Source organism: Paraburkholderia sp. (assembly GCF_036488505.1).
Classification (GTDB): Bacteria; Pseudomonadota; Gammaproteobacteria; order Burkholderiales; family Burkholderiaceae; genus Paraburkholderia.
Genome location: NZ_DASXHN010000272.1, coordinates 1 through 25,175, shown reverse-complemented (window position 1 = coordinate 25,175; position 25,175 = coordinate 1). Strand labels below are relative to the sequence as shown.

The 25,175-nt window shown below is 64.1% G+C and carries 22 protein-coding genes and 1 pseudogene; 9 read left to right on the top strand and 14 right to left on the bottom strand.

The window, feature by feature from the left end:
• Positions 1-42: 42 nt before the first annotated feature.
• Positions 43-1,404: an MmgE/PrpD family protein gene (locus VGH68_RS16325; protein WP_331604688.1), complete on the bottom strand. Its 1,362-nt coding sequence runs from the start codon at positions 1,402-1,404 to the stop codon at positions 43-45.
• Positions 1,405-1,594: 190 nt separating this feature from the next.
• Between VGH68_RS16325 and VGH68_RS16320 the strand changes: the two genes are divergently transcribed.
• Positions 1,595-2,338: an FCD domain-containing protein gene (locus VGH68_RS16320; protein WP_331604687.1), complete on the top strand. Its 744-nt coding sequence runs from the start codon at positions 1,595-1,597 to the stop codon at positions 2,336-2,338.
• Between the two features lie 71 nt (positions 2,339-2,409).
• Complete coding sequence (locus VGH68_RS16315) at positions 2,410-3,795, top strand: MmgE/PrpD family protein (RefSeq protein WP_331604686.1); 1,386 nt, start codon at positions 2,410-2,412, stop codon at positions 3,793-3,795.
• Positions 3,796-3,822: 27 nt separating this feature from the next.
• On the opposite strand, the gene VGH68_RS16310 is transcribed toward VGH68_RS16315, so the two are convergent.
• Positions 3,823-4,548, bottom strand: a complete 726-nt coding sequence (locus VGH68_RS16310) for a GntR family transcriptional regulator (RefSeq protein WP_331604685.1) — start codon at positions 4,546-4,548, stop codon at positions 3,823-3,825.
• Between the two features lie 250 nt (positions 4,549-4,798).
• Here VGH68_RS16310 and VGH68_RS16305 point away from each other — a divergent pair, with 250 nt between their 5' ends.
• Complete coding sequence (locus VGH68_RS16305) at positions 4,799-5,230, top strand: VOC family protein (protein ID WP_331604684.1); 432 nt, start codon at positions 4,799-4,801, stop codon at positions 5,228-5,230.
• A 141-nt stretch (positions 5,231-5,371) separates the two neighbouring features.
• A complete protein-coding gene (locus VGH68_RS16300) occupies positions 5,372-6,685 on the top strand; it encodes an MFS transporter (protein WP_331604683.1) in 1,314 nt (437 codons plus the stop codon).
• Positions 6,686-6,807: 122 nt separating this feature from the next.
• Here VGH68_RS16300 and VGH68_RS16295 read toward each other — a convergent pair whose 3' ends face one another.
• From VGH68_RS16295 to VGH68_RS16265, 7 genes are all read right to left on the bottom strand, one after another.
• The gene (locus VGH68_RS16295; protein WP_331604682.1) at positions 6,808-7,758 is read right to left on the bottom strand and encodes a dimethyl sulfoxide reductase anchor subunit family protein; all 951 of its coding nucleotides are present in this window, start codon (positions 7,756-7,758) and stop codon (positions 6,808-6,810) included.
• A gap of 59 nt (positions 7,759-7,817) precedes the next feature.
• The gene (locus tag VGH68_RS16290; protein WP_331604681.1) at positions 7,818-8,600 is read right to left on the bottom strand and encodes a 4Fe-4S dicluster domain-containing protein; all 783 of its coding nucleotides are present in this window, start codon (positions 8,598-8,600) and stop codon (positions 7,818-7,820) included.
• A 43-nt stretch (positions 8,601-8,643) separates the two neighbouring features.
• Positions 8,644-11,574, bottom strand: coding sequence for a molybdopterin oxidoreductase family protein (locus VGH68_RS16285; protein WP_331604680.1), 2,931 nt, complete (start codon positions 11,572-11,574; stop codon positions 8,644-8,646).
• A gap of 243 nt (positions 11,575-11,817) precedes the next feature.
• Positions 11,818-12,828 carry an Ldh family oxidoreductase gene (locus tag VGH68_RS16280; RefSeq protein WP_331604679.1) on the bottom strand — a complete coding sequence of 337 codons (1,011 nt, stop codon included), beginning with the start codon at positions 12,826-12,828 and terminating at the stop codon, positions 11,818-11,820.
• A gap of 86 nt (positions 12,829-12,914) precedes the next feature.
• Positions 12,915-14,285: a C4-dicarboxylate transporter DctA gene (dctA, locus tag VGH68_RS16275; RefSeq protein ID WP_414696953.1), complete on the bottom strand. Its 1,371-nt coding sequence runs from the start codon at positions 14,283-14,285 to the stop codon at positions 12,915-12,917.
• A gap of 169 nt (positions 14,286-14,454) precedes the next feature.
• Complete coding sequence (locus VGH68_RS16270; RefSeq protein WP_331604678.1) at positions 14,455-15,630, bottom strand: UxaA family hydrolase; 1,176 nt, start codon at positions 15,628-15,630, stop codon at positions 14,455-14,457.
• A 163-nt stretch (positions 15,631-15,793) separates the two neighbouring features.
• Positions 15,794-16,135, bottom strand: a complete 342-nt coding sequence (locus VGH68_RS16265; RefSeq protein ID WP_331604677.1) for a UxaA family hydrolase — start codon at positions 16,133-16,135, stop codon at positions 15,794-15,796.
• A gap of 257 nt (positions 16,136-16,392) precedes the next feature.
• Here VGH68_RS16265 and VGH68_RS16260 point away from each other — a divergent pair, with 257 nt between their 5' ends.
• On the top strand, positions 16,393-17,151 hold the full coding sequence (locus tag VGH68_RS16260; protein ID WP_331604676.1) for a GntR family transcriptional regulator: 759 nt from the start codon (positions 16,393-16,395) through the stop codon (positions 17,149-17,151).
• A 52-nt stretch (positions 17,152-17,203) separates the two neighbouring features.
• Here VGH68_RS16260 and VGH68_RS16255 read toward each other — a convergent pair whose 3' ends face one another.
• On the bottom strand, positions 17,204-18,139 hold the full coding sequence (locus VGH68_RS16255) for a 2-hydroxyacid dehydrogenase (RefSeq protein WP_331604675.1): 936 nt from the start codon (positions 18,137-18,139) through the stop codon (positions 17,204-17,206).
• Positions 18,140-18,368: 229 nt separating this feature from the next.
• Between VGH68_RS16255 and VGH68_RS16250 the strand changes: the two genes are divergently transcribed.
• The gene (locus VGH68_RS16250) at positions 18,369-19,847 is read left to right on the top strand and encodes a sensor domain-containing diguanylate cyclase (RefSeq protein ID WP_331604674.1); all 1,479 of its coding nucleotides are present in this window, start codon (positions 18,369-18,371) and stop codon (positions 19,845-19,847) included.
• Positions 19,848-19,986: 139 nt separating this feature from the next.
• On the opposite strand, the gene VGH68_RS16245 is transcribed toward VGH68_RS16250, so the two are convergent.
• The 3 genes from VGH68_RS16245 to VGH68_RS16235 form a co-directional block, all read right to left on the bottom strand.
• Positions 19,987-20,289, bottom strand: a complete 303-nt coding sequence (locus tag VGH68_RS16245) for a putative quinol monooxygenase (protein WP_331604673.1) — start codon at positions 20,287-20,289, stop codon at positions 19,987-19,989.
• Between the two features lie 163 nt (positions 20,290-20,452).
• Positions 20,453-21,853, bottom strand: a complete 1,401-nt coding sequence (locus VGH68_RS16240) for a heavy metal sensor histidine kinase (RefSeq protein ID WP_331604672.1) — start codon at positions 21,851-21,853, stop codon at positions 20,453-20,455.
• Positions 21,850-22,521, bottom strand: coding sequence for a heavy metal response regulator transcription factor (locus VGH68_RS16235; RefSeq protein ID WP_331604671.1), 672 nt, complete (start codon positions 22,519-22,521; stop codon positions 21,850-21,852). The genes VGH68_RS16240 and VGH68_RS16235 overlap by 4 nt, the downstream gene beginning before the upstream one ends.
• Before the next feature lie 263 nt (positions 22,522-22,784).
• On the opposite strand from VGH68_RS16235, the gene VGH68_RS16230 reads away from it, so the two are divergent.
• The 3 genes from VGH68_RS16230 to VGH68_RS16220 all read left to right on the top strand — a co-directional run bounded on the left by VGH68_RS16230 (position 22,785) and on the right by VGH68_RS16220 (position 25,012).
• Positions 22,785-23,414, top strand: coding sequence for a hypothetical protein (locus VGH68_RS16230; protein WP_331604670.1), 630 nt, complete (start codon positions 22,785-22,787; stop codon positions 23,412-23,414).
• Positions 23,415-23,519: 105 nt separating this feature from the next.
• Positions 23,520-24,200, top strand: coding sequence for a cytochrome b/b6 domain-containing protein (locus VGH68_RS16225; RefSeq protein ID WP_331604698.1), 681 nt, complete (start codon positions 23,520-23,522; stop codon positions 24,198-24,200).
• The gene (locus tag VGH68_RS16220; RefSeq protein WP_331604668.1) at positions 24,197-25,012 is read left to right on the top strand and encodes a molybdopterin-dependent oxidoreductase; all 816 of its coding nucleotides are present in this window, start codon (positions 24,197-24,199) and stop codon (positions 25,010-25,012) included. Before VGH68_RS16225 ends, VGH68_RS16220 begins: the two co-directional genes overlap by 4 nt.
• Before the next feature lie 16 nt (positions 25,013-25,028).
• Here the strand turns inward: VGH68_RS16220 and VGH68_RS16215 are convergent.
• Positions 25,029-25,175 (bottom strand): annotated as a pseudogene (locus VGH68_RS16215) (AraC family transcriptional regulator); the annotation flags it as partial.

Here is a 25,175-nt window from a genome sequence, read left to right as displayed (position 1 = left end):
CGGCTCGCCCTGCGCGCGCCTCACCGCTGCTGCCAGTCGTGCTTATGCCGCGTTATCGGCCGGGCGAGCCAGCTCCGCCAGCGTCGCAACGTTCTGCAGCGACTCTGTCCGCCATCCCGCGTCGAGCAGCGTTGCGGCGCGCGCGCCGCCTAGAATCGGTTCGACCAGATCGATGAACTTGGCGGCCAGATCGTCGTTGGTCATCGGCCGCTCGATGCTGCCGATTGCGTGCGCGACGTGCTTTTCGAGGCGCTCGCCGTTGGTCAGCGTGATCGTGATGTGCACTGCGTCGGCGGGCATCGCCGGATCGATCTCGGCGTTCACCTTGTCGCGCAGCCGCACGGTCGCGGCGTCGTGCACGGCTGCGTTGCTGTACTGGTGCTCGCCTGCGCGTCCGTCGATGATCGCGACCGCCGCTGAGTGATAGACGCTGAATTTACCGTCGAGTCCGGTTTGCGGCGTACGCTTGCCGGTCAGTTCGAGCACCAGCGGGTGAACCTTCAGCAGCACCGACTCGATCGCGTCCGCCTTCAGCGCGTGTTCATTGCGCAGCTGGATGCAGCCGTCGATCGCGGGATGAATCACGATGCCGCACGCAAACGGCTTGTACGAATTCAGCAGGCTTTCATGACGCTCGCCGAGCCCTTCGGTGATTTCAGCGTAGTTGCGATGCGTGCTGGTCACGTTCGCCCAGCCGCGTTTGGCCTCGATGCCCTGCTCGGAGCTCGTATAGCCGCGCGCCGCCAGCAACGCCGACAGCAGACCGTTCTGCGCGGCGCGCCCCGGATGGAAGCTCTTGGTCATCGTGCCGAACATCTCGCGCAGGCCGACCGGCTGCGTGGCCGCCAGACCGAGCGCCCAGATCATCTGTTGTTCGTCGAGACCGAGCAGCTTGCCCGCCGCGGCGGCCGCGCCGAACACGCCCGCCGTCCCGGTGATGTGCCAGCCGATGTCGTAGTGATCCGGATAGACCGCATTGCCGATCCGGCATTCGCTTTCGATGCCGAGCGCGAGCGCATGGATAAACTCCTTGCCGCTGACCGGTCGATATTCGGCGAGCGCGAGAATCGCCGAAGCGACCGGGCCCGCAGGGTGAATCACTGTCTTTAGGTGCGTGTCGTCGAAATCGAAGACATGCGAGCTGATGCCGTTGAAGAGCGCGGCGTTCAGTACGTCGACTTTCTGCGCGCGGCCGAGCACCGTCGCCTGTTGCGGGCCGCCAAACGGCGCGAGCGCCGCAATCGCGATCTCGACCGCCTCGTGCTGCGATGCGCCGACCGCACATCCCATCCAGTTGACGAAGGTGCGCACCGCATGGTCGCGAACGGCTTGCGGCAGGCTCTCGGCACGCGCGTGGACGAGATAACGGGCGAGGGTTTGGGTGACGCGGTCGGCTTGGGTCATCGGATCGTAGGCAATTGAGAAAGAGTGAAAGGCGCCAGCTAAAGCACCACTGCGATTCTACATATTGTCGACAATACGCAAATAAACGCAAACCCGCATTGCGCGTTGACTACAGCCACAGTATTTTGTCGACAATCTTCAAAGCACCGCCGCGTAGTAGACTGCTGATTTTCAACACATACGTCTGTTTATGGCCCGCGCTCCTACTTCGCTTGAACTGCTTCGTTCCGTCACGCTATCCGGCCTCGTTCAGGAGGAAATTCTCCGGCGCATCAGAACTGGCGAGTTCGAGGCAGGCGCCAAGCTCAATGAAATGGACCTCGCCGAGCATCTGCAGATCAGCCGGAGTCCGGTGCGTGAGGCATTTCGCGCGCTCGAGGAAGCGGGTCTCGTCGTGCTGGAAAAGAATCGCGGCGTCTATATCCGCGAGATTTCCGACGCCGAGACCGCCGAACTGTACGAGGTGCGCGCGGGACTCGACGAGATGGCTGGCCGCCGCCTCGCGTCGAAGATCACCGACGCGCAGTTGCAGGAACTGCACGCGATGCTCGATCAGCTCGAAGCCAGTTCGATCCACGGCGAGCTGAACAATTACTTCACGCTGAATATTGCGTTCCACGACCGGCTGGTCGAATTGTCGGGCAACGCGACGATGTTGCAGTTCTACCGGCAGGTGGTGAACCGCATGCACCTGCTGCGGCGGCGCGGCTTTTCGATTGCCGGCAGCTCCCAGGCATCGCACAACGAACATCGGGCTATCCTGGCCGCGCTCGCGCGCCGCGACCCCGAAGCGGTTGCGCTCGCCATGCGTCAGCATGTGCAGGCAGGCTTCCAGCGCGCGATCAGCGCACATGCCGCCGATGAGCCCGGACTGGCAGCCGGCTCCGCCGCCCGCAAAAGAACCCGATCTACCCTCGCCGACGATCCGCACTAGCCAGCCCGGGCTTGGCATGCGCGGTACGACGGCGTCCTCATTTCATCACCGACTCGGAGTGGTCACCTCGTATGAGCGTTGCAAAACCCGAAGGATACGGAATCGTTGCTGAGAAGCTCGGCGCCTGGATTACCGATACCAACACGTCGGCGTTGCCTGACAGGACCGTCGACATTGCCCGTCTGCTGCTGCTCGATGTGACCGGCTTGTGCATCGCCGGCCGCTCGGAAAGCTATATCCGCGCGACGCTGCACGCCACCGATGCAGGCGGCGCCTGCACGGCGCTCGGTCACGCGGGCAGCTTCAGCGCGTTCGACGCCGCGCTCATCAACGGCACCGCCGCGCACGGCGAAGATTACGACGACACGTTCGAGGGCGGCCCGGTGCACTCGGGCGCGGTCGTCGTGCCCGCGGTGCTCGCCGCGTGTGAACGCGAGGGTCTCGGTGGCGCTGCGCTGCTGCGTGGGATCACGGTCGGCACCGAACTGATGTGCCGGCTCAGCCTCGTCGCGCCGCGCGCGATTCACAGCGCCGGCTTCCATCCGACCGCCGTGATCGGCGCGCTCGCGGCAGCCGGCGGCGTCGCGGCCGCGCTGCGGCTGAACGCGCAGCAGGCTACGTCGGCGCTCGGCATCGCGGGCAGCATGGCGGCAGGGATCATCGAGTATCTGGCCGAAGGCACCTCGACGAAACGGATGCACGCCGGCTGGTCCGCGCAGTCCGGCATTCGCGCGGCGTTGATGGCGCGCGGCGGCTTTGACGGCCCGCGCACCGTCCTCGAAGGCAAGCATGGTTTCTTCAAGGCATTTGCGCCGTCGCGCCCGCCTGATTTTGCGCCGGTGCTCGATACGCTCGGCACCGCGTGGATCATGGAGACGATCGCGTTCAAGCCGTATGCGTGCGGCACGATGACCCAACCGTTTATCGATTGCGCGATCGCGCTCGCCGAGCGTGGCGTACAGGCCGAACAGATCCGCGACATCGTGTGTGAAGTCGGCGAAGGCACCGTGCATCGTCTGTGGGAAGAGCTGGCCGTCAAACATCGGCCGCCCACCGCGTATGCGGCCAAATTCAGCACGCCGTTCTGCATGGCCGTCGGTTTCTTCGATCGCAAGGCCGGCTTCGGCCAGTTCACCGAAGCGCGCATCCACGACCCGGCGGTGCTCGCGCTGGCCGGCAAGATCCGCTACGTGATCGATCCGGACAACGAGTACCCGGCCAATTTCACCGGCCATCTGCGCGCCACGCTAAATGACGGCACAGTCGAGGAAGTGCGTCAGCCGCATATGCGCGGTGGAGCGCGCGAGCCGCTGTCCCATGCCGAACTCGCAGCCAAGTTCACCGACAACGCGCTGCACGGCGGCTGGAACGCCGCGCTCGCCGAGCAGGCGCGCAGCTGGTGCGAAACCGTGTTCGGCGAGCCGGCCCTCGGCGCGCTCACGCAATTACGTCAATAAGACGGATCGAAGCGTGCGCCGCGCCGATCAGTCCTGCAAGCCGAGCACGTTCCGGTACGAACAGCGGCTGGTATCGACGAAGCGCACGCGAAATTCGACGGGCTGATCCTTGAACGTATAAGCGGTGCGCTCGATACGCAGGACCGGCGCCCCGGTTTCGATCTCGAGTGCGGCCGCCACCTCTTCATCGGCGACCGCGCCACCCAGATCTTCCACCACCCGCACGACGGAAATCCCGAAGTGCTCCTGGTAGAAACCGTAGATCGAACCGCGCCGTGCGTTGAACATCTCCGCATCGAGGCCGGCGAACACATCGAGCGGAAACCACAAACGATCGAGCATCACCGGAACGTCGCCATAGAGCCGCAGATTGTCGGCGGTCGCGAGGCGCGCGCCGCGCGCGAGCCTGAGCGCCGAGGCCAGCGCGGGACTCGCGCGTTCCTTGCCGAACCGCAGCAGGCGCGCGGTCACCTTCAAAAATTCGCCGTTGCGATCGACAAAGCTGAAGTAGTGGTCGAACGCATGTTCATCCGCGAACTTCGCGACGATCGTGCCGCGCCCCGCGCGGCGAATCAGTAGACGCTCGGCCACGAGTTCTTCGACAGCGCGGCGAATCGTGCCGATGCCGACGCCGAACTCCTCGGCCAGTTGCGGCTCGGTCGGAATCTTGTCGCCCGCGGACCAATGGCCGGTACGAAGGCGCTCGAGAATACCGGCACGGACGATCTCATAGAGCGGCTGTTCTCCCGGCATACGAAGTCCTGGCATTGTTCTCGGTGTCAGAAAGAAAGGAAATTGCCCGAAGGATACAGGATCGATATGCGTACGTTACCGCGACGCGCGCGGCATCGACAACCGGCTGCATAACCCGCCGCGATGCGTACCAACCCTAAGCTATCAGCCAATCGAATCATTCGAATGATTCGATTGACGATGATCAGGCACGGCCCTAGACTGAGTTCCATTGCGCAATCACGCGCACTAACGTCCGAGGACATGACCCATGCCGAATTTCATCAAGCACATTGCATTCAAGGTTGAAGACGTCGAGAAAGAACGCGCGTTCTATGAAAACGTGTTTGGCTACAAGCACGTGAACACCGTGCGTCGCAAAGGCAAGAACGGCGATCACATTTCGCATCACCTGACCGACGGTTACATGGACCTGACGCTGATTCACTACGAGTCGTCCAATGCGGACGAGGCCGATTTCGCCGGCCCCGCCCCCTGCATTCATCACATCGGCATGGAAGTGGAAGATCTCGACGCGTTCATTGCGCAGATCAAGGAAAACGGCGGTGAAATTCTGACGGCACCGGGTCATCTGCCGGTCAAATTCCGTTCGCCGAACGGCCCGGTTGCGGAAGTCGTGCCGATGCAGCGCTGGGAAAAAGAAACGCTCTCCGCTGGCGTGCACGGAGAAGTGCTCGAGTAATACGCATCAGCTCGCCCCATACTCATCGATAGCGAGCTGTTCGACATAAGGCCGCGCCGGCGCGATCTTGTTCGCACTGGCAGCGCCGCGACATCGGATGCAACGGCCCCCGCCGTCGCGTCGTCGCCTGGAGGAGACACAATGGTATCGACCCGCGGTCAGAGCCGTTTTTCCGCGACGACAGGCGTACTGGTCATCCTGTGCATCATGTCGTTCCTGATGTACGTGGACCGGACGAATATTTCCACCGCGGCGCTTGCGATCCGCCACGATCTGAACCTGAACAATTCGCAGCTAGGGCTGGTGTTTTCCGCGTTTGCGCTCACCTACGCTGTTGCGATGATCCCCGGTGGCTTCATCGGCGATCGTCTCGGCGCCCGCAAGATGCTCGCGCTATGCGGCGTGCTGTGGGGCGTGGGCACGCTGTTGACCGGCTTTGCCGGCGGGCTCACGACGCTGTTGCTCGCGCGTTTCGTCGTCGGACTCGGTGAAAGCCCGATCGTGCCCGCCTCGGCGCGCGCGCTGACCGCGTGGATGCAGCCGGAGCGGCGCGGCTTTTCGCAAGGCATCACGCATGCGTGCGCAAGACTCGGCAACGCATCGACACCGCTGCTCGTCGCCGGCCTGATTGCGGCATTTTCATGGCACATCGCATTTGTCGTGCTCGGCGCCGCGAGTCTCGCGTGGGTCGGCTTGTGGCTCTGGTACTACCGGGACAATCCGACCGATCATCCGCGCATCACGCCTGAAGAAATCGCCCGTCTGCCCGTCTCGGTTGGCAAGGCCCGCATACCGATGCGCTGGCGGCCGTTGTTGCAGGCGCTGTGGCCCGCCACCGTCGTGAGCTTCTGCCACGGGTGGGTCCTGTGGTTCTTCCTGAACTGGATGCCATCGTTCTTCGCCCAGGCGTATCACCTGAACATCCGTCACTCCGCGATCTTCAGTTCGGGGATTTTCCTGAGCGGTGTGGTCGGCACGACGCTCGGCGGCTCGTTGAGCGATCTGATGCTGAGGAAGACCGGCAACATCCGCCGCTCGCGTCAAACGTTGATCACGATTGGGTTTCTTGCACCGATCGTCTTCTTCGTGCCGATGTTCCTGCACGTGTCGTCGACGGTTGCCGCATCCTCGCTTGCCGCCGCGCTGTTTCTGTCCGAACTGGTGACCGCGCCGCTGTGGGCGGTCGCGATGGATCTCGCGCCGAATCATGCGGCAACGTCGAGCAGCATCATGAATACGGGGCTCGGTATCGCGGCGTCGGTGTCCCCGCCGCTGGTCGGTTGGCTGGTCGACACCACGCACTCATGGCAGCCGGTGTTCGGCCTGTCGATGGTGTTCCTCGTGCTCGGCCCGATTGCGGCCAACTGGATCCGCCCCGACCGGCCGTATCTCGGCGAGCCGGAGGGGAAGACGGAAGCAGCCGGCGGTTATGCGGCGACCGTCGATGCTTGCTGAAGGCGCTGGAAAAAGCGGGAGTGAACAGCGCTGGACTCATCGCACAGATAGGCCTATCCCCAGCAGGAATACCGGGGCCGGGCCTTCAACGATCCAGCGAAACAGCTTGTGCGGCGAACACCTCACCCCACCCGCGCGTAATACAGGTTCTGCGGATGCTTCGCTTCCGCGAAGAAAAACCAGCGCTCGGCGACAAGCCCCGCATACTGCACGAGACACGCCGCCGCCAGCAAAGCGAACGATGCGCCGATCGGCTGTAGACCCGCGCCAAGCGCGATCAAGACGACCGGGGCGACGAACCCTGCGCCGAGAAACCCCCACTTGACGCCGCGCAACGTCCGCGCCGATTTGCCGTGAAAGAACTCGCGCAGATTGAACGCGCCGGCGGTGAAGCCGCGTGTCACCTGGACGAGCTTCGGATTGCGGATACCGGTCGCACTCTGCACAGTCGACTTCGGCCGCAAGCGCGCGTTGCGCACGAGCGATGCGGAACGGCTCGCGCAGCCGACAAGCGTCAGCACGCATGCGCAGATCGCCAGCCCGGCCGTCAGCGCCGGGACAAACCACGCGCTCAACGCGGTCGCCAGCGTGAAGCCCGACGCGCAGCCGAGCAGCACGAAGTTGACCAGCGTCAGCGGCGTCGCCCATTCCTGCAGGAAGCGCAGACACGCGTAGATCATCGCGGTGCAGACGAACAGCGTGGCGCTCGCCAGCACACCGAGCCAGCCGAGCGCGAGCGACCACGGTGAGCCGAACCAGTGCGCGACGCCATAGACGAACGCGCACGCAAGAAACGCGGGCAGACACAGACATTCGCGCGACAGCCACGAAGTTCGCCACATCGCGATCGCACGCCATGCGCGTTCCGGATGGCCGAGATGGAAAAACGACGCGATCAGGCCCAGGCCGCCGAGCAGCAGCGCGAGCGCGGCGCCCACCACATAAAACGCGGCAGTGGGTGGCGCGACGAGGCCGAGCCGCGCCGCGCTTTCCACGCCGACGAGCGCGATCAGCAAGCCTTGCGCGGCGCCGCTCAACGTGGTCAAGAACACTACGGAAAATGCGGGATTCATTGCGAGGCTCCGTCTTTGTTCGGTGGCTCAGTGATTCGCTTGCTCAGTGAGCCGGTTGCTCAGACACGCGTGGCGATCGACGCGAGATGCAATTCACCGCGTTCGAGCTGCGCCTGGAGCCGCGCATCCGGCGACGCCGACGATTGCGCCGCGTCGTCCGCGAAAGCATCGGTGACCGAGCCGGTCGATTCGCACGAACATGCGCTGCTGCCGCAACCGGCGGCCGCGGTCGGCACACGCGGCAAATAATGATTCGCCGGCCGCGTGTTCCATTCGGGCATCAACTGATAGCCGCCGCGCTCGCGGATCGCTTGCGAGACCACCGATTCGGGATCGTGGATATCGCCAAAGAGCCGTGCCGAAGTCGGACACGCAAGCACACAAGCCGGCTGGCGATCGCGCTCCGACAGATGCTGATCATCGATGCGATCGACGCACAACGTGCACTTGGTCATCTCCTTGCGCGCTTCGTCGAGCTCGCGCGCGCCATACGGACACGCCCACGCGCAGTACTTGCAGCCGATGCAGCGATCGAAATCGACCAGCACGAGGCCGTCCTCCTTGCGTTTGTAGCTCGCCCCGGTCGGACAAACCGGCACGCACGGCGGATCCTCGCAATGCAGACATGACTTCGGAAAATGGATCATTTCCGTGTCGGGGAAAGTGCCGGCCTCGAAACTCTGCACGCGGTTGAAGAAGGTGCCGGACGGGTCCGCGTCGTAGGGGTTGAAGTCGGCGAGGCTGCCCGATTCGCCCGACGTGTTCCATTCCTTGCAACTCGTCACGCACGCCTGGCATCCCACGCATACGTTCAGATCGATCACCAACGCCATCTGGGTCATCGGAAAGCTCCTTGCCGTTGTCTCAGCAACCGTTACCGTCGCGCTATTTGCGCCGCGCCGTGCCGCGCAGCCGCGCCGCGAATTCGCCGCGTCCCGCGAAATAGGTCTGCACGATCCGCGAGACCATCCCCTGCTGCGCCACCGCGCCCGGCAATGCGGGCATCGCATCGAATTGCGGCAGCGTGTGCCGTGCATCGGCTTCGGCCGGATAGATGCGCACCCGCACGTCGTACCACGCGGCTTGCCCCGTCACCGGATCGGAATTCGACAAGCGCGCAGGCGCGTCGTCGCCGCCCGGCAGTTCGTCGGTGATCAGGTGATTGAGCAGGAAGCCGCGCTGCGATTCGTTCGCGTCCGGACCGAGATTCCACGCGCCCGCCGCCTTGCCGATCGCATTCCACGTCCATACCGTCCCCGGTTCGACGGTCTCGCTGAAGCGCACCATGCAGCGCACCCGGCCCCATTGCGATTCGACGTAGATCCAGCCACCGTCGTCAATCCCGCTCGCCACCGCCGTTTGTGGATTCACATACAGATAGTTCTCGCCATGAATCTGCCGCAGCCACGCGTTCTGCGAATCCCACGAGTGATACATCGCCATCGGCCGCTGCGTCACCGCCGCGAGGGGAAATTGCGTGAGATCCGTGGCCGCGCTTTCGAGCGGCGCATACCAGAACGGCAGCGGATCGAAATACCGTTCGACGCGCGCCCGCAGATGGTCGGGCGGCTGTCTGCCGCTGCTGCGCCCCTGCGCGGCGAGCCGGAATTTCTGCATCACGTCCGAGTAAAGCTGGATCACGATCGGCTCGTTGAATTTGCGGAAGCCTTTTTCGACCGCCCAGTCGAGATACGGTCCATTGCAGTTACGCATGTACTGCAAGGTCTCGGGCAAGCGGTAATGAAACACGCAGTTGTTTTGCGCGTATTTTTCCCACTGCTTTGGGTTCGGTTCGCCTACCAGCGCCTTGTCGCCGTCCTCGCCGCGCCAGCCGATCAGAAACCCGACGCCGGAAGTGGGTGACGTCGTGTGATTGACGATGAAGTCCGGATAGTCGCGAAAGCGCCGCGCGCCTTCGGCGGTCGTGAACGCGGGAAACTTCAGGCGCGACGCCAGTTCGATCAGCACTTCCTGAAACGGCTTGCATTCACCGGTGGGCGGCACCACCGGCACCCGCACCGAATCGGCCGGACCGTCGAACTCGGAGATCGGCCGGTCGAGCATCGACATCGCATCGTGGCGCTCGAGATAGGTCGTGTCGGGCAGGATCAGATCGGCGAACGCGGTCATCTCCGACTGGAATGCATCGCAAACCACCAGAAACGGAATTTTGTACTCGCCGTTCGGATGCTTGTCCGCGAGCATCTCGCGCACCTTCATCGTATTCATCGACGAATTCCACGCCATGTTGGCCATGAAAATCATCAGCGTGTCGATCGGATACGGATCGCCGCGCCACGCGTTGGTGATCACGCTATGCATGACGCCATGCACCGCGAGCGGATATTCCCACGAGAACGCCTTGTCGATGCGCACCGGCCCGCCGTGTTCGTCGATGAACAGATCCTCGGGCGCGGCGGGCCAGCCAAGGGGGCCGGTCGCCAGCGGCGTGTTCGGCTTGACGGCATCGGGCGTGTTCGGCGGTTTCGCCGACGGCGGCACCGCCCGCGGAAACGGCGACTTGTGGCGAAAGCCGCCGGGCCGGTCGATCGTGCCAAGCAACGACATCAGCACGGCCAGCGCGCGAATCGACTGGAAGCCGTTCGAGTGCGCGGCGAGGCCGCGCATCGCATGAAAGGCGACCGGGTTGCCGGTGACCGTGTCATGCGTTTGGCCCCACGCATCGGTCCAGCGGATCGGCAACGTAATACGATGCCGGCGGCTGGTGTCGATCATCTCGGCGGCGAGGCGTCGAATCGTAGCGGCCGCGATGCCGGTGATCGTCGCCGCCCATTCGGGCGTGCAGGCGGCCACGCGCTCGCGCAGCAACGCGAACGACGGCGTGGCCGGTTTGCCGTTATCGAGTGTATAGCGGCCGTCGAGCGCGGGCGTCACGCCGGGCTCGTGATGCGGCACCGCGCGCGCGGTGCGCGGGTCCCACCACAGATGATTCTGCGGAAACAGCGGATTACCGACGGGCCGATCGGGATCGCGCACGAACAGGCCGAAGTTTTCGCTGTCTTCGTCGAGATCGATCAGTTCCGCCGCATTCGTATAGCGCTGTACGAATTCATGGTCCCATGCATCGGCGGCAATCAGTTCGTACAGAAACGCCATGAAAAGCGCGCCATCGGTGCCGGGCTTGATCGGCACCCATTCGTCGGCGATCGCCGCATAGCCGGTACGGATCGGATTGATCGCGATAAAGCGCCCGCCCGCGCGCTTGAATTTCGAGATTGCGATTTTCAGCGGATTCGAATGATGATCTTCCGCTGTGCCGATCATGAAGAAGAGTTTGGCGTTGTCCAGATCGGGGCCGCCGAACTCCCAGAACGAGCCGCCGATCGTATAGATCATGCCGGCCGCCATATTCGCGGAGCAAAAGCCGCCATGCGCCGCGTAGTTGGGGGTCCCGAACTGCTTCGCGAAAAGCCCGGTGAGCGCCTGCATCTGATCGCGTCCGGTGAACAGCGCAAACTGCTTCGGATCGGTTGCGCGAATCGCCGCAAGACGTTTTTCGAGCACGTCGAATGCGACCTCCCATGACACCGGCTCGAACTGCGCGCTGCCGCGCTCCGCGCCGGCCTTGCGCATCAGCGGCTGCGTGAGACGCGCGGGCGAGTACTGCTTCATGATGCCCGACGCACCCTTCGCACAGATCACACCCTGGTTCAGCGGATGCTCGGGATTGCCGTCGATGTAGCGCACCTCGCCGTCGCGCAGATGCACGCGGATGCCGCAGCGGCACGCGCACATGTAGCAGGTGGTGGTCTTGACCTCGAGCCGTTCGTTCTGCGTGCGGGCGCGATGCTCCATGGGCAATCTCCGTCGCTGTTGCGGGTGGCCGACGCGTGCGCAACATGCTGTCGATACACGCTGGCCATACGATATCGACCATCGTATTCGCGTCGGGGCCCCAAGGGAAATCGCGATTTGCGACAGAAACTATCTGAGTTCCCGATAGTTTCCGTTCGGCTTTCAGCTGCGCGCTGCCGTCGTTGGCGCGTCCGGTTGTCCGCGCCTGGTCAAGTGCGCTTCGTTATAGCCGGGGGCGCATGCTCAGGAGCCGGCTCGAACGAGCCGTTCCAGTTGCGCGATCAACGCATCGGGAATCTCGACGCCGTCGGTTTGCGCCGCCTGTGCCAGTTGCTCCCTTCGAGAGCCAGGCAGGCGCACGTCGTCGTCCATCAGCATCATCTCGATCAACGCTTCGACGCGCGACAGATATGCATCGTCACCGGCGAGCGCGCCCGGATCAATCGCCCAGAACAAGTGGCCGATGCGCGAGCGCTCGCCATGCTCGGTGAGGAACGAACCCGCTTCGTAGCCGAAGTTCGCGCCGGTCAGCGCGGCGGCCAGCAGCTCGACGACCAGCGCAAGCATCGCGCCTTTGGCGCCGCCGAACGGCAGCATCATGCCGTCGAGCGCGGCGCGTGCGTCGGTGGTCGGCGTGCCATCGGCCGTGGTCGCCCAGCCTTGCGGAATCGGCTTGCCGTCGCGCGCGGCGATTGCGATCTTGCCGCGCGCGATCTGCGACAACGCGAGGTCGATCACGAGCGGCGCGCCGTTGCGCCGCGCAAACACGGCGGCCACCGGATTCGTGCCGAACAGCGCGCGGCGGCCGCCCCATGCGGGCATCGCGGCCGGCGAATTGCTGAATGCCAGCGCGACCATCCCCGCTTCGCCAAGCGCGGCCAGATGTGCGGCGCCCGCACCGAAGTGATGGCTGCGGCGGATGCCCGCGACCGCGCTGCCGAATTGGCGCGCCCGCGCGGCAAGTGTCGCGGTTACGAGATCGCAGGCCGGAAACGCGAGGCCGTCCGCGCCATCGATCAGCACAGTCGCGCCCCGATCCGCGACGATCACCGGTTGCGCGGCGGGATCGACGCGGCCATTGCCCAACTGCGCGCAATACATCGGCAGACGCGATACGCCGTGAGACGACAAACCGCGCACGTCCGCATAGACGAGCGCGCGCGCCGTCGATTCGGCGGTCGCCGGCAGTACGCGCGCGCGGCGTAGCACATCAATCGCAAGCGTGGTGAGAGCGCCGGGAAACAGTCGGGCCATCTACATTCCTCTGGCTGTAATGTTGCGGACGCATCACTTTGTCATGACCGGCGCGAAGCCTCAAGTTCGATCGCGGGCGTCGATTGTCACTTCGCCGCCTTCTCGATCAGTGCCGCCCCGCCCGGCACGCCACGCTCTTCGAGACCAGGCTGACCCGTTTGCGCCGGTCGCGGTTTGCGGGCCGGCTGGGGCTGCGCCTGGTCCTGGACCTCGCGCGGCGCGGCGAGGAATTCACGCGCCGCTCGCGCATCGAACGCGCCCTCCCAGCGCGCGACCACCAGGGTCGCGACCACGTTGCCGATCATATTGGTGAGCGCGCGGACCTCGTTCAACACACGGTCGACGCCGAGAATCAGCGTGATGCCCGCCACCGGAATGATGTTGTGCGTCGATAGGGTCGCCGTCAGCGCCACTAGCGCGGCGCCCGCCACACCCGCTCCGCCCTTCGACGTCAGCATCAGGATCGCCAGCAAGCCCAATTGCTGCATCAGCGTCAGATGCGTATTGGTGGCCTGCGCGATAAAGAGCGAGGTCATCGTCAGATAGATCGCCGCGCCGTCGAGGTTGAACGAATAGCCGGTGGGCAGCACGAGCCCGACGATCGCGCGCGGACAACCCATGCGTTCGAGTTTTTCCATCAGCCGCGGCAGCACGGATTCCGTGGTGGACGTGCCGAGCACGATCAGCAGCTCCTCGCGGAAGTACTTGAGGAGCGGCCACAGCCCTACACCCGCCCAGCGAGCGGCCGCGCCGAGCACGATCGTGACGAACAGCATGCTCGTGATGTAGAAGCACAGGATCAACAGGCCGAGCTGCTGCAACGTGCCGATCCCGTATTTGCCGACCGTGAACGCGATCGCGCCGAACGCGCCGAGCGGCGCGAGCCGCATGATCATTTCGACGATGCGCATCAACGTGTCGCCGAACTGCTCGATGGCGCGCATCAACAGCCGGCTGCGCTGCGACATGATCGACAGCGCGATGCCGAACAGCACCGAGAACAGCAGCACCTGCAACAGATCGCCGCGCGCAAACGCGCCGACCACCGAATTCGGCACGATCATGTCGATGAAACTCGACGATGCGGTGTGCGCGGTGTCGACGTAATGCGTGACCGCGTGTGAATCGAGCGACGCGGGATCGATGTTCAATCCCGCGCCCGGACGCAGCACGTTCGCCACGACGAGACCGAGCACGAGCGCGATCGTCGTCACGACCTCGAAGTACAGCAGCGTCTTGAAGCCGACGCGGCCGACCTGTTTCAGGCTCTCCATGCGCGCGATGCCCACGGAGACCGTGCAGAAGATCACGAGCGTGATCAGCATCTTGATGAGGCGGATGAAGGTATCGCCAAGCGGCTTCATCTGCACGCCGAACGCGGGCGCGAAGTGACCGACGATAATGCCAGCCGCAAGTCCGATCAGGACCTGCACGTAGAGATGTTTGAGCACGCGCAAGATGGTGTCTCCTCCACTCGCTGCTGCCAGATGTCGAGCCGGCGCCCTGCCCCGCATGATGTGCCGGTCACGGCGGGCGTCTCGGCCCTTTTCCGTGCCGGCATGCGCCGGGAATGTGGGAACCGCTCCGCGCGCCGCGCGGCTTGCAGGAGCGGTCGAGCCGCCTGCGTCAGGCGCTTTCGAACAGACGCGTGAGCACGAACTCGCGATGACCGAGCGCTTCGGCCGCGGTAAAACGGCCGTTGATCGTCGCCATCATGCATTGCAGCAGCTTGTCCCCGCTCTGGTCGAGATTCTGCTCGCGCTGCAGAATGCCGGTCACGTCGACGTCGATATGCTCGCCCATCGTGCGTACCGTGCGCGGATTCGCGCAGATCTTGATGACCGGCAGGATCGGATTGCCGATAACGTTGCCCTGCCCCGTCGGGAAGAAATGCACCACGAAGCCGGAGGCCGCGCACAACGTCACCATCTCCGCCGCCGCTGACGACGAATCCATGAACCACAGGCCAGAATGCGTTGGTTCCTCGGCTTTATCGAGCACGCCGTCGACCATGCACTTCCTGCCGATCTTCTGAATATTGCCGAGTGCCTTTTCCTCGATCGTGGTCAGGCCGCCCGCGATATTGCCCTTGGTCGGCTGCGACTCGGAGAGGTCGTCGGTTTTCCAGCGGTTGATCATGTCCTGATAGCGGTCGAACATGAACTGGAAGCGCTCGCGCACGCCGTCGTTCGCGCAGCGCGCGGCGACGAGCTGTTCGCCGCCCGTCAACTCGGAGGTCTCACCGAATACGAGCGTGGTGCCGAGCCCATAAAGCTTGTCGAACGCATCGCCGACGGTCGGATTCGCGCCGCAGCCCGATGTGGTGTCCGACTCGCCGCACTTGGTGGACACCCACAGATCCGAGATCGGGCATTCCTCGCGATCCAGCGACGTCGCGTACTGCACCATTTCTCTCGCCGCCTTCGATGCACGCATGATCGTATCGTGATCGCCGTGCAGCTCGATGCCGAAGCCCATCACCGGTTTGCCGGTTTTCGCAATGCCATCGACCACGCGCTTGGTCCAGCCTTCCTCGATACCGATCACGACGACCGCCGCGACGTTCGGATTGCTGCCCGCGCCGATCAGCGTGCGGAAGTGCAGATCCAGGTCGGCGCCGAACTGCAGCCGCCCGTATGGATGCGGCAGCGCCATCGTGCCTTTGATGTTGTGTTCGACCGCCTGCGCCGCGGCATTGGACAGGTCGTCGACCGGCAGAATGATCACGTGGTTGCGTACGCCGACGCGGCCGTTGTCGCGACGATAGCCGCGGAAAGTCGTATCCAGGTCAATCACGCTCATGGTGTCTCTCTCGTTCGGGTTGGTGCAAGTGAGGGGGCGGCTCGATGCCGCGAAGCGGGGATGCGTGCGCAAGCCGTTGAAAGCGTGAAGGGAGGCACGGAAAAGCGCACGTCGAAGCGGACGTAACGCGCACGCAAAAGCGCACCGTTGCGCTTGCCTTTCGTTACCAGCGCTTCGTCTTGATGTTGTGCACGTGCGCGTGCTCGCCGGCCCTGATCGGCGCGACCACCTTGCCGATATCGACGCCGTACTTGAACACCGTGTCGCCGATGGCCATGTCCTTCAGGGCAACCTTGTGGCCAATCGGAATGTCCTGCTTCGCCGGCACGGTGACGATCTCGTCGTCGTCCATGATCCATGCGTTCAGTAGCGTGCCCGCCTTGATGCCCTCGACGACCGCCACGCCAACCGTGTCTTTCGCCTCGTGCAGCACGATGTGGATCGTCCTGCGCTCGGCCGACGCGCCTGCTGCGGTGTCGTTGATGTCTGCCGTGGGATTGCTCATTCGCGTCTCCGTTCATGATTTTGAATGCGGTATGGGGGCCGCCGGGCCAGCGCAGTCAGGTGCGCCGCGGTGAACTGATATTAGGCGGCGATTTTCCGGATGTCAACTAGGTCATCTATATGGGTTAGAGGACTTGCCGCTGTCGCGTTGAGCCGACGGATCGGGATTCATCCAGATGTGCTAGATGATGCAGTCGTTTAGAATCGGGGCAGGTTCAACCATCGCGAGCGGTACGACTCGCGTATGCAGAGGTTTTCATGAGCACGCTCGCGATCAATGCGCCCGCGCTGGGCGGCACGCGGTACAAGGAGGTCAAGAGCGCGATTCTTGCCGCGCTCGCGGCCGGCGAATGGAAGGGCGGCGAATGCATCCCGTCGGAAAAGCGCCTGGCGGAGCGTTTCGGCGTTTCGATCGGCACGCTGCGCAAGGCGATCGACGAGCTATGCGCCGAGAACATTCTGGTCCGTCATCAGGGCCTCGGCACGTTCGTGTCGATGCATCAGCGCGACCGGCACTTCTTCCGGTTCTTCCGGATCGTGCGGCGCGACGGCGACAAGGCCTACCCCGTCGTCACGCTGATCGAGTTCAGGAAAGCGCGCGCGTCGCGCGATGTGGCCGCCGCGCTCGGCATCGAGACCGGTGCGCGCGTGCTGCAGTTCGTCAACGGACTCGCGCTGCACGGCAAGACCGTGCTAATCGAACATATCACCGTGCCCGAAGCGCTCTTTCCGGGTCTTACCGAAAGTAAGCTGCGCAACCGGCCGAATACGCTATACAACTTCTATCAGGACGGCTTCGGCATCAATGTGGTCGATACCGACGAACGCGTGAGCGTCGCGCTCGCGAATCAGCTCGAAAGCGTGCAGCTCGGCGTCGAGCTCGGCGCGCCGCTGCTCGAAATTCGCCGCATTGCATATTCGTATCACCGCAGCGCGGTCGAACTGCGGATTTCGCGGCTCAATACCGAAGAACACGAGTACATCGGCACACGTGCGTTGCGCGACGGCGAAAAGTGACGGCGGAGCAGCCAGCCGCGCGTCATCTGTTGATCTTCACCGTTTCACCGCTTCAGATTGGCGTCAGCACCGGCTCGCCGGCGAAATGCCGGCGCGCGTTGTCGAGGAAGTTGTCGACCGAAGCGGTGATCGCCTCCGGCGAGCGGCCGCCGACGTGCGGCGTCAACACCACGTTGCGCAGTTCGAGCAGCGCCCGTGGCGGTTCCGGCTCGCCTTCGTAGACATCCAGCGCGGCGCCCGCAATCGCTCCGGCCGCAAGCGCATGAGCCAGCGCGGCCGTATCGACCACACTGCCGCGCGACACATTCACCACGAACCCGTGCGGTCCGAGCGCCGCCAGCACCTTTTCATCGATCAGGTGCCGGGTGCCCGCGCTCCCCGGCGTCGCGACGACGAGAAAATCGCTCCAGCTTGCAAGCGCTTCGACGCTATCGAAATAGCGCAGCAGCGGCGCATCGTCACGCGGCTTACGGTTGTGATAGCCGAGCTGCATGTCGAAGCCGGCCGCGCGCCGCGCCACCTGTGCGCCGATATGGCCCAGCCCGACGATCCCCAAACGCTTGTTCGACACTTGCGGATGCAGCGGCAAGTGATCGCGCCACACGCCTTCGCGCGTCGCGCGGTCCAGTTGCGGCACGTCGCGTACCACCGCCAGCAACAATGCGAACGCGTGATCGGCGACGCAATGATCGTTGGTGCCCGCACCGTTGACGAGCACGATGCCGCGCGAGCGGGCGTGATCGAGCGGGAGATTTTCATAGCCGGCGCCCACCGCGCTGACGAGTTCGAGCCGCGGCATACGATCGATCTCGGCAGCGGTAAGACCGGTCGTGCCATTTGTCAGCACCGCGCGGATCGCGGCGCCATGCGTGGCGATCGCGGCTTCGCGCCGTGATGGATCGGGCGCATAGATCACGTCGAAAGCCGCATCGACACTCGCGCGGCTCTCGTCGCTCAGATAGATCAGGACCAGCAGGGAAGGCTTCATAAACGCGTTGTGCCCGATAGCGTGAATAAAGAGAATCTGGATGAACACCTTGCGATCGAGTGTAGCAAGCCTGTGCGCTATGCGTGGAAAGCACCTCGTCAAGTAGATCCGCGCACGGCCGCTGTTGGCCCGGGCGATGCCCGCACAAAAAACCACACGCGAGAAGTCTTTCATTTCGGCCGACACCGACCCGTCATAAAATAGCCGCAACTCCGACCCCGAGAATTTCATGCTGGATACCCTGAAGACCGACCCTCCGCCCATCAACGATGACTCCGGGATGTTCGAGCTCGCGCCCGTTTCGCTGTGGCTCGAGGACTTCAGCGGCGTACGCGCGCTGTTCGACACGTGGCGGGCCGAAGGCGTGACCGATCTGCGCGCGTGGTTCGCGCAAGACCTGCGCCGGGTGGCCGAATGCGCGCGCAGCATCCGCGTGATCAAGGTCAATCGCCAAACCCTCAGGCAGTTCGAAGCCGCCGATTTCGACACGCTCACGAACAATCTCGCTTCGGTCTTTCGCGACGACATGCTGAAGACGCATCTGGAGGAGCTGTGCCAGTTGTGGGACGGGCAATCGAATTTCGCCAGCCATACGGTCAACTACACACTCGGCGGCCGGCGCCTCGACGTGCTGCTCAAGGGCGCGGTGCTGCCCGGCCACGAAGCGCGCTGGGATCGCGTGCTGGTGTCGACCGAAGACATCACCGAGCTCGAAAGCGCGCGGCACCAGGTCGCGCTCGCGGAACAATACGCGCGCGGGTTGTTCGAGCATTCGCCGGTGTCGCTGTGGGTCGAGGATTTCAGCGCGGTCAAACGACTGCTCGATGGCGCGCGCGCCGCGGGGATCAACGATTTCCGGGTATTCACCGACGTGCACCCCGAGTTCGTCGAGCGCTGCATGGCGGAAATTCACGTGCTCGACGTGAACCATCACACGCTCGGGATGTTCGCCGCGAAGGACAAGAAGACGCTGCTCGCGCGCCTGCCCGACGTGTTCCGCGACGATATGCGCCCGCATTTCCGCGAACAGTTGCTGGACCTGTGGGACAACAAGCTGTTCCAGCAACGCGAGGTGCTCAACTATTCGCTCGATGGCAACGAGATGCACGTGCATCTGCAATTCTCGGTGTTGCCCGGTCACGAAGAGAACTGGGACCTGGTTCTGATCGCGCTCACCGACATCACCGCGCGCAAGAAAGCCGAGGCGTATCTCGAATTCCTCGGCAAGCACGACGTGCTGACCAAGCTGCGCAACCGCTCGTTCTACGTGGACGAACTGAACCGGCTCGAACGCAAGGGACCGTGGCCGGTCACGATCATCATGGCCGATCTGAACGGACTCAAGCGCGTGAACGATCAACTCGGCCACGCGGCCGGCGACGCGCTACTGCGGCGCGCCGGCGAAGTGCTCGCGAAGGCGATGGAAACGCCGTTCCATGCCGCGCGTATCGGCGGCGACGAATTCGCGATCCTGATGCCGGATACCGATGAGCGCGGCGGCGCCGCGATGATCGACGCGATCCGCCAACTGGTGGAGCTGAACAACCAGTTTTATCCGGGCTCGCCGCTGAGTTTTTCGATGGGCGCGGCAACCTGCCAGCGCGGCGACCGCCTCGAAGCGGGGCTGCAGCGCGCCGACCTGCTGATGTATCAGGAAAAGCGCGCGCACTACGAGAATCAGCTGGCGCCGAATGCCGACGGCAAGTGATCGCGTCCCGGTCTTGCGCGGCCCGGTTCGGCCGTTGGGCTGAGCGGCGGCACGACACGGCACGCGATGGTGCCGTCGCGGCGTTGCCTTCCCGCCGCGGCGCGGCGCGACGCTCACCACTCGCCGCGCTTCATGCTCGTCAAGCCGGCAGCTTCGCCGCCAGCACATCGAGTTTGACGATATTCGGCGGCTCGGCCAGCAGTTCCGCTGCGTTCGCCATCAACGCCGCCGCGACCTTGCCGTTCAGATGCGCATCGCGGCCAGCTTCGTCGTCGAATGCATCGAAAATGGCGTACGTCGAAGGCCCGAGTTTCAGCGCGAACCATGCGATGGTGCCCGGTTCGTCTTCGACGAGCGGCAGGCCGCCGTTCAGAAACGCTTCGACTTCCTGTTCCTTGCCGGGCTTGGCTTCCAGACGGACATACAGAGCAAGCTTGACCATGACGCGACTCCTATGGGACGAGGTTGGCGGTGACACTCAGAAAAGTATAGGCCGCCGCAACCGGTGCGGCGGCCGGTACAGCCGCCGTTAAGGCGGCCGCGGTGAACAGCCTCCGGCAAACCGGCCCGGTAACGCAACGGCAGATCAGTCGCGGGCCAACGGCTCACACGCCCGGAAAGCGCAATTCGAAGCGCACCACGCCCGGAAGCGGACAGAGAACGCGCGCGCTGCCGCCATGCAGATGCATGATCGCCTTGACGATCGCGAGCCCCAGTCCGTTCGATTCGGTAAAGGCGCTGCGCGCCGCGTCGCCGCGATAGAAGCGGTCGAACAGACGGTCCAGTTGCGCCGACGGAATCGGCTCGCCCGCGTTTTCGACCGTCACGGTCGCCCCTGCTTCGTCCTGCGCGCCGCTCAACCGTACGATCGTGTCGCCCGCGCCGTAGCGCACCGCGTTGACGACCAGATTGTTGATCGCGCGGCGGCACAGCATCGGGTTCACCAGTGCGACGCCCGCCGCGTCGACTTTGAAACGCATTCCGCGTTCGTCGGCGAGGCCTTCGAAATAGTCGGCGATTCTGACGAGCTCCGCGCGAAGATCGACCGGCTGACGCTCGACCGCGAGTCCCGCATGGTCAGCGTGCGCGAGAAACAGAATGTTCTCGGCGATATGACTCAGACGGTTCAGCTCTTCCAGATTCGATTCGAGCAACTGCTGATATTCGTCGGTCTCGCGCGGCTGCGCGAGCGCCACCTGGGTTTGACCGATGAGCGCACCGACCGGCGTGCGAATCTCATGCGCTAGATCGGCGGAATACTGCTGCAGGCGCTGGTAGCCGTCGGCGAGACGGTCGAGCATCGCGTTGAACGCATGCGTGAGCTGGCGCAGTTCGAGCGGCGCGGCCTCGCTGTCCAGGCGCACCGCGAGATTGGCCGGACTGATCTGCGCGGCCCGTGTCGCGATGTCGCGCACCGGCCGCAGCGCGCGGCGCAGCACGTAATACGCGAGCAGCGTCGCGGCCAGCATGCCGATCAGCGTCGCCAGCACGATGCGGTTGCGGTACTCGGCCAGCATGCGCATCTCCTGGGTCATCGGATGGCCGGCGATCACTTCGACTTCGGTGCCGTCCTCGCGCGCCGTGGCGGCGGAAATCGCCCAATGCACCGGCACGCCGTCGGGCAGGCGCGTCTGCCGGATGTCGGCGACACCGGGCAGGTTGCCGGCCGGCTGCGCCGACAACGCGGGCACCGCGACGTTGGCCGGATTCACGTCGACGAACGGTGCTTCGCCTGGACGGCGAAACAGCAGCACATCCTGTTCCGCGCCGAGCATCGTCTCGAACAGCAGCGGGCGCTTCTTCAGTTCGCTAACCGAATACAGGTCGTGCACGAGCCGGCTGAAATGCTCGACGCGGCCGGTCAATACGACATCGGCGCGGCGCTTCAGCGAGACCTCGGCGGAGTGATAGAAGTACGCGCCAAGCGAGCCGATCACGACGCACGCAATCAGCGCGAAGAGGATCGTGGTGCGCGCGGTCAGCGAGCGTTCGGTGCACAGTCTCATGCGCCGTCGCCGAACGTGTAGCCGATGCTGCGCACCGTATGAATCAGCTTCTTCTCGAACGGGTGATCGACCTTCGCGCGCAACCGCTTGATCGCCACATCCACCACGTTGGTGTCGCTGTCGAAATTCATATCCCACACTTCCGACGCGATCTGGGAGCGCGATAAGGCCTCGCCCTCGCGGCGCACCAGCAGATGCAGCAGCATGAACTCCTTGTTGGTCAGCGCAATCTCTACGCCTTCGCGCGTGACCCGGCGGCGCAATACGTCGAGCTTCAGGTCAGCGACTTCGAATACGTCGCTCTCGCGAATCACACCGCGACGCAGCAGCGTCCGGATGCGCAGCACCAGCTCGGTAAACGAAAACGGCTTGACGAGGTAATCATCCGCGCCAAGCTCCAGACCACGGATACGGTCGCTCACATGGTCGCGCGCGGTCAGGAAGATCACCGGCAGATCGCGGCGCGTGCGCAGCGCGCGCATGATTTCCCAACCGTCGATGCCCGGCAGCATCACGTCGAGCACCACCAGATCGTATTCGTGCTCGAGCGCCATATGCAGACCGTCGGTACCCGTGCGCGCGAGGTCGACCGCATAGCCGTTTTCGCGCAGGCCCTTCTTCAGGTAATCGCCAGTCTTCGGATCGTCTTCGATGACGAGAATGCTCATGGTGCTCGATGCTCCTGCCTGCTGTTCGACTCGGGGGGCCACGCCAGATCAAACCCGGAAATCGACGCCGAATCAGCGTGAATCAGCGCCAATCAGCGCGAAAAAACGCCGAAAAAACCCTACAACGCGGAAAACCCCTGCGGCCATTCTACGTGTCCACCCTACGCCGTTCATGACGTTTTTGTCATCCCGCTGTCACCCTGACGAGCCAATCGAAGGCTACGCTGTTTCGCATCCTTCCTCACCCTTCCTGGAGCTGCCTCATGAAGACCGTTTCCGCGCGGATGCTGCGCGCACTCGCCGCCCCCGCGCTCGCCACCGCGCTGTTCGCCACGATGTCCGGCGCTTGGGCGCAAGCCGCCGCGCCGACCGGCGTGCGCGGCACGGTCACGTCGCTCGCGGGCGATGTGCTGAAAGTCCACACGCGCGATGGCAAGGACGTCGATGTGAAGCTCGCGGCCGACACGCCGATTCGCGGCGTCGCGCTCGCCAGCGTCAGCGACATCAAGCCGGACAGCTATGTCGGCACCGCCGCCATTCCGCAAGCCGACGGCACGCTAAAGGCGCTCGAAGTGCACGTATTCCCGGCCAGCATGCGCGGCGCCGGCGAAGGGCATCGCGCTTGGGATCTGGGTGCGAACAGCACGATGACGAACGGTACGGTCGGCTCGCTGGTCGGCAGCACCGGCCGCACGATCACCGTCAAGTACAAGGAAGGCGAGAAGAAGGTCGTGATTCCGCAGGACGTGCCGATCGTCAGCCTGGAACCGGGCAGCCGTGCATTGCTCACGCCGGGGACGAAGGTCGTGCTGTTCGCGCATACGGAAGCCGACGGCTCGCTCACGGCGAACGCCATTTCGGCCGGCGAGCATGGGGTGACGCCGCCGATGTAAAGCGGCGCGTCATTCTTCGCGCCCGCTGCGCACGGCCGCGTTCTGCTGAAAGAACGCGGCGCGTTGCCCTTTCCATTGCAGTCTTTTCCGCTGTATTTCTCGCCGATGTCGAAGTCCGAGCCGCAAGCCGAGCTGAATTCCGCACCGAAAAAATGGGTGGTCGTTCACCCGCTGGTCGTGCGCGTCACGCACTGGATCAACGCGTTCGCGATGGTCTGCATGGTGATGAGCGGCTGGGCAATCTACAACGCGTCGCCGATGTTTCCGTTCAGGTTCCCGGTATGGGCGACCGTTGGCGGTTGGCTGGGCGGCTCCATCGCGTGGCATTTCGCGGCGATGTGGCTGCTCTGCGCGAATGGGTTGTTGTACCTCACCTATGGCATCGCCAGCGGCCACCTGCGACGCAGGCTGCTGCCGGTCGGCCCGCGCGACGTGGCACGCGATGCCGGGTTGGCCCTGCGTTTCAGATTGCCGCACGACAGCGGCAAATACAACGCGGTACAGCGCGCGCTCTATCTGCTCGTGTTGGTGCTCGGTGTGCTGCTCGTCGCGTCCGGTCTGTCGATCTGGAAACCCGTGCAATTCTCGTGGCTGACCGCGTTGTTCGGCGGTTTCGATTTCGCGCGACGCGTGCATTTCATCGCGATGGCGGGCGTGGTCGGCTTTGTCGTCGTGCATCTGATGCTGGTGCTGCTGGTGCCGCGCACGCTGCCGCCGATGGTCACCGGGCGCGCGCGCCGTAGCTCGCATCCGATGCCAGAAGCACACGAAAGGACCCGCGCATGAGCGCCCCCACCCGCCCCGATCCCACGGACGACACGAACGACAAGCCCGAGGCGCCGCGCCGCGCCGCTGCTTCGCGGATCATCCTCGCCGATCATCGGCCGCAGATCGAACGCTTGCAGCGGCGCCTGTTTTTGCGCTCGTCGTTGTCGGTCGGCGCGCTCGCCATGCTGTCCGGCTGCAACATGCAGGACAACGATTCGGTCGACAAAGTGCTGTGGGCGATGTCGCGCTGGAACGATCGCGTGCAGGCGTGGCTGTTCGATCGCAACAAGCTGGCGCCGACCTACTCCGCGCGCGATATCACCGATCCGTTTCCGTTCAACGCGTTCTACCCGGAGTTCGACGCACCCGACGTCGACGGCGCGACCTATCGGCTAGAAGTGTCCGGGCTCGTCGCCGACAAGCGCAGCTGGAGTCTCGACCAGTTGCGCGCGTTGCCGCAGGTCTCACAGATCACGCGCCATGTCTGCATCGAAGGATGGAGCGCGATTGGACAATGGCGCGGTGTGCCGTTTCGCACCTTCCTCGAACGGATCGGCGCGGATTTGAGCGCGCGCTATGTGGGCTTCAAATGCGCGGACCGCTACTACTCGAGCCTCGATATGGCCACTGCGCTGCATCCGCAAACGCAATTGACGCTCGACTTCGGCACCGAACCGCTGCCGGCCAAGTACGGCTATCCGCTGAAGCTGCGCGTGCCGACCAAGCTCGGTTTCAAGAATCCGAAGCATATCGCGGCGATTTTCGTGACCAACACGAATCCGGGCGGCTACTGGGAAGATCAGGGCTACAACTGGTTCAGCGGACTCTGACCATCGGCCAGCCGTTCTATACGGCGCTCACATAACGCGGCACCGGCTTGTGTGCACTTGGAGGCGGCGGCGCATCCTGAGCGGCGCGCATGCGTCTGACTTCGTCGACCGGCGTCAGACCGAACAGCCGCTTGAACTCGCGGCTGAATTGCGACGCGCTTTC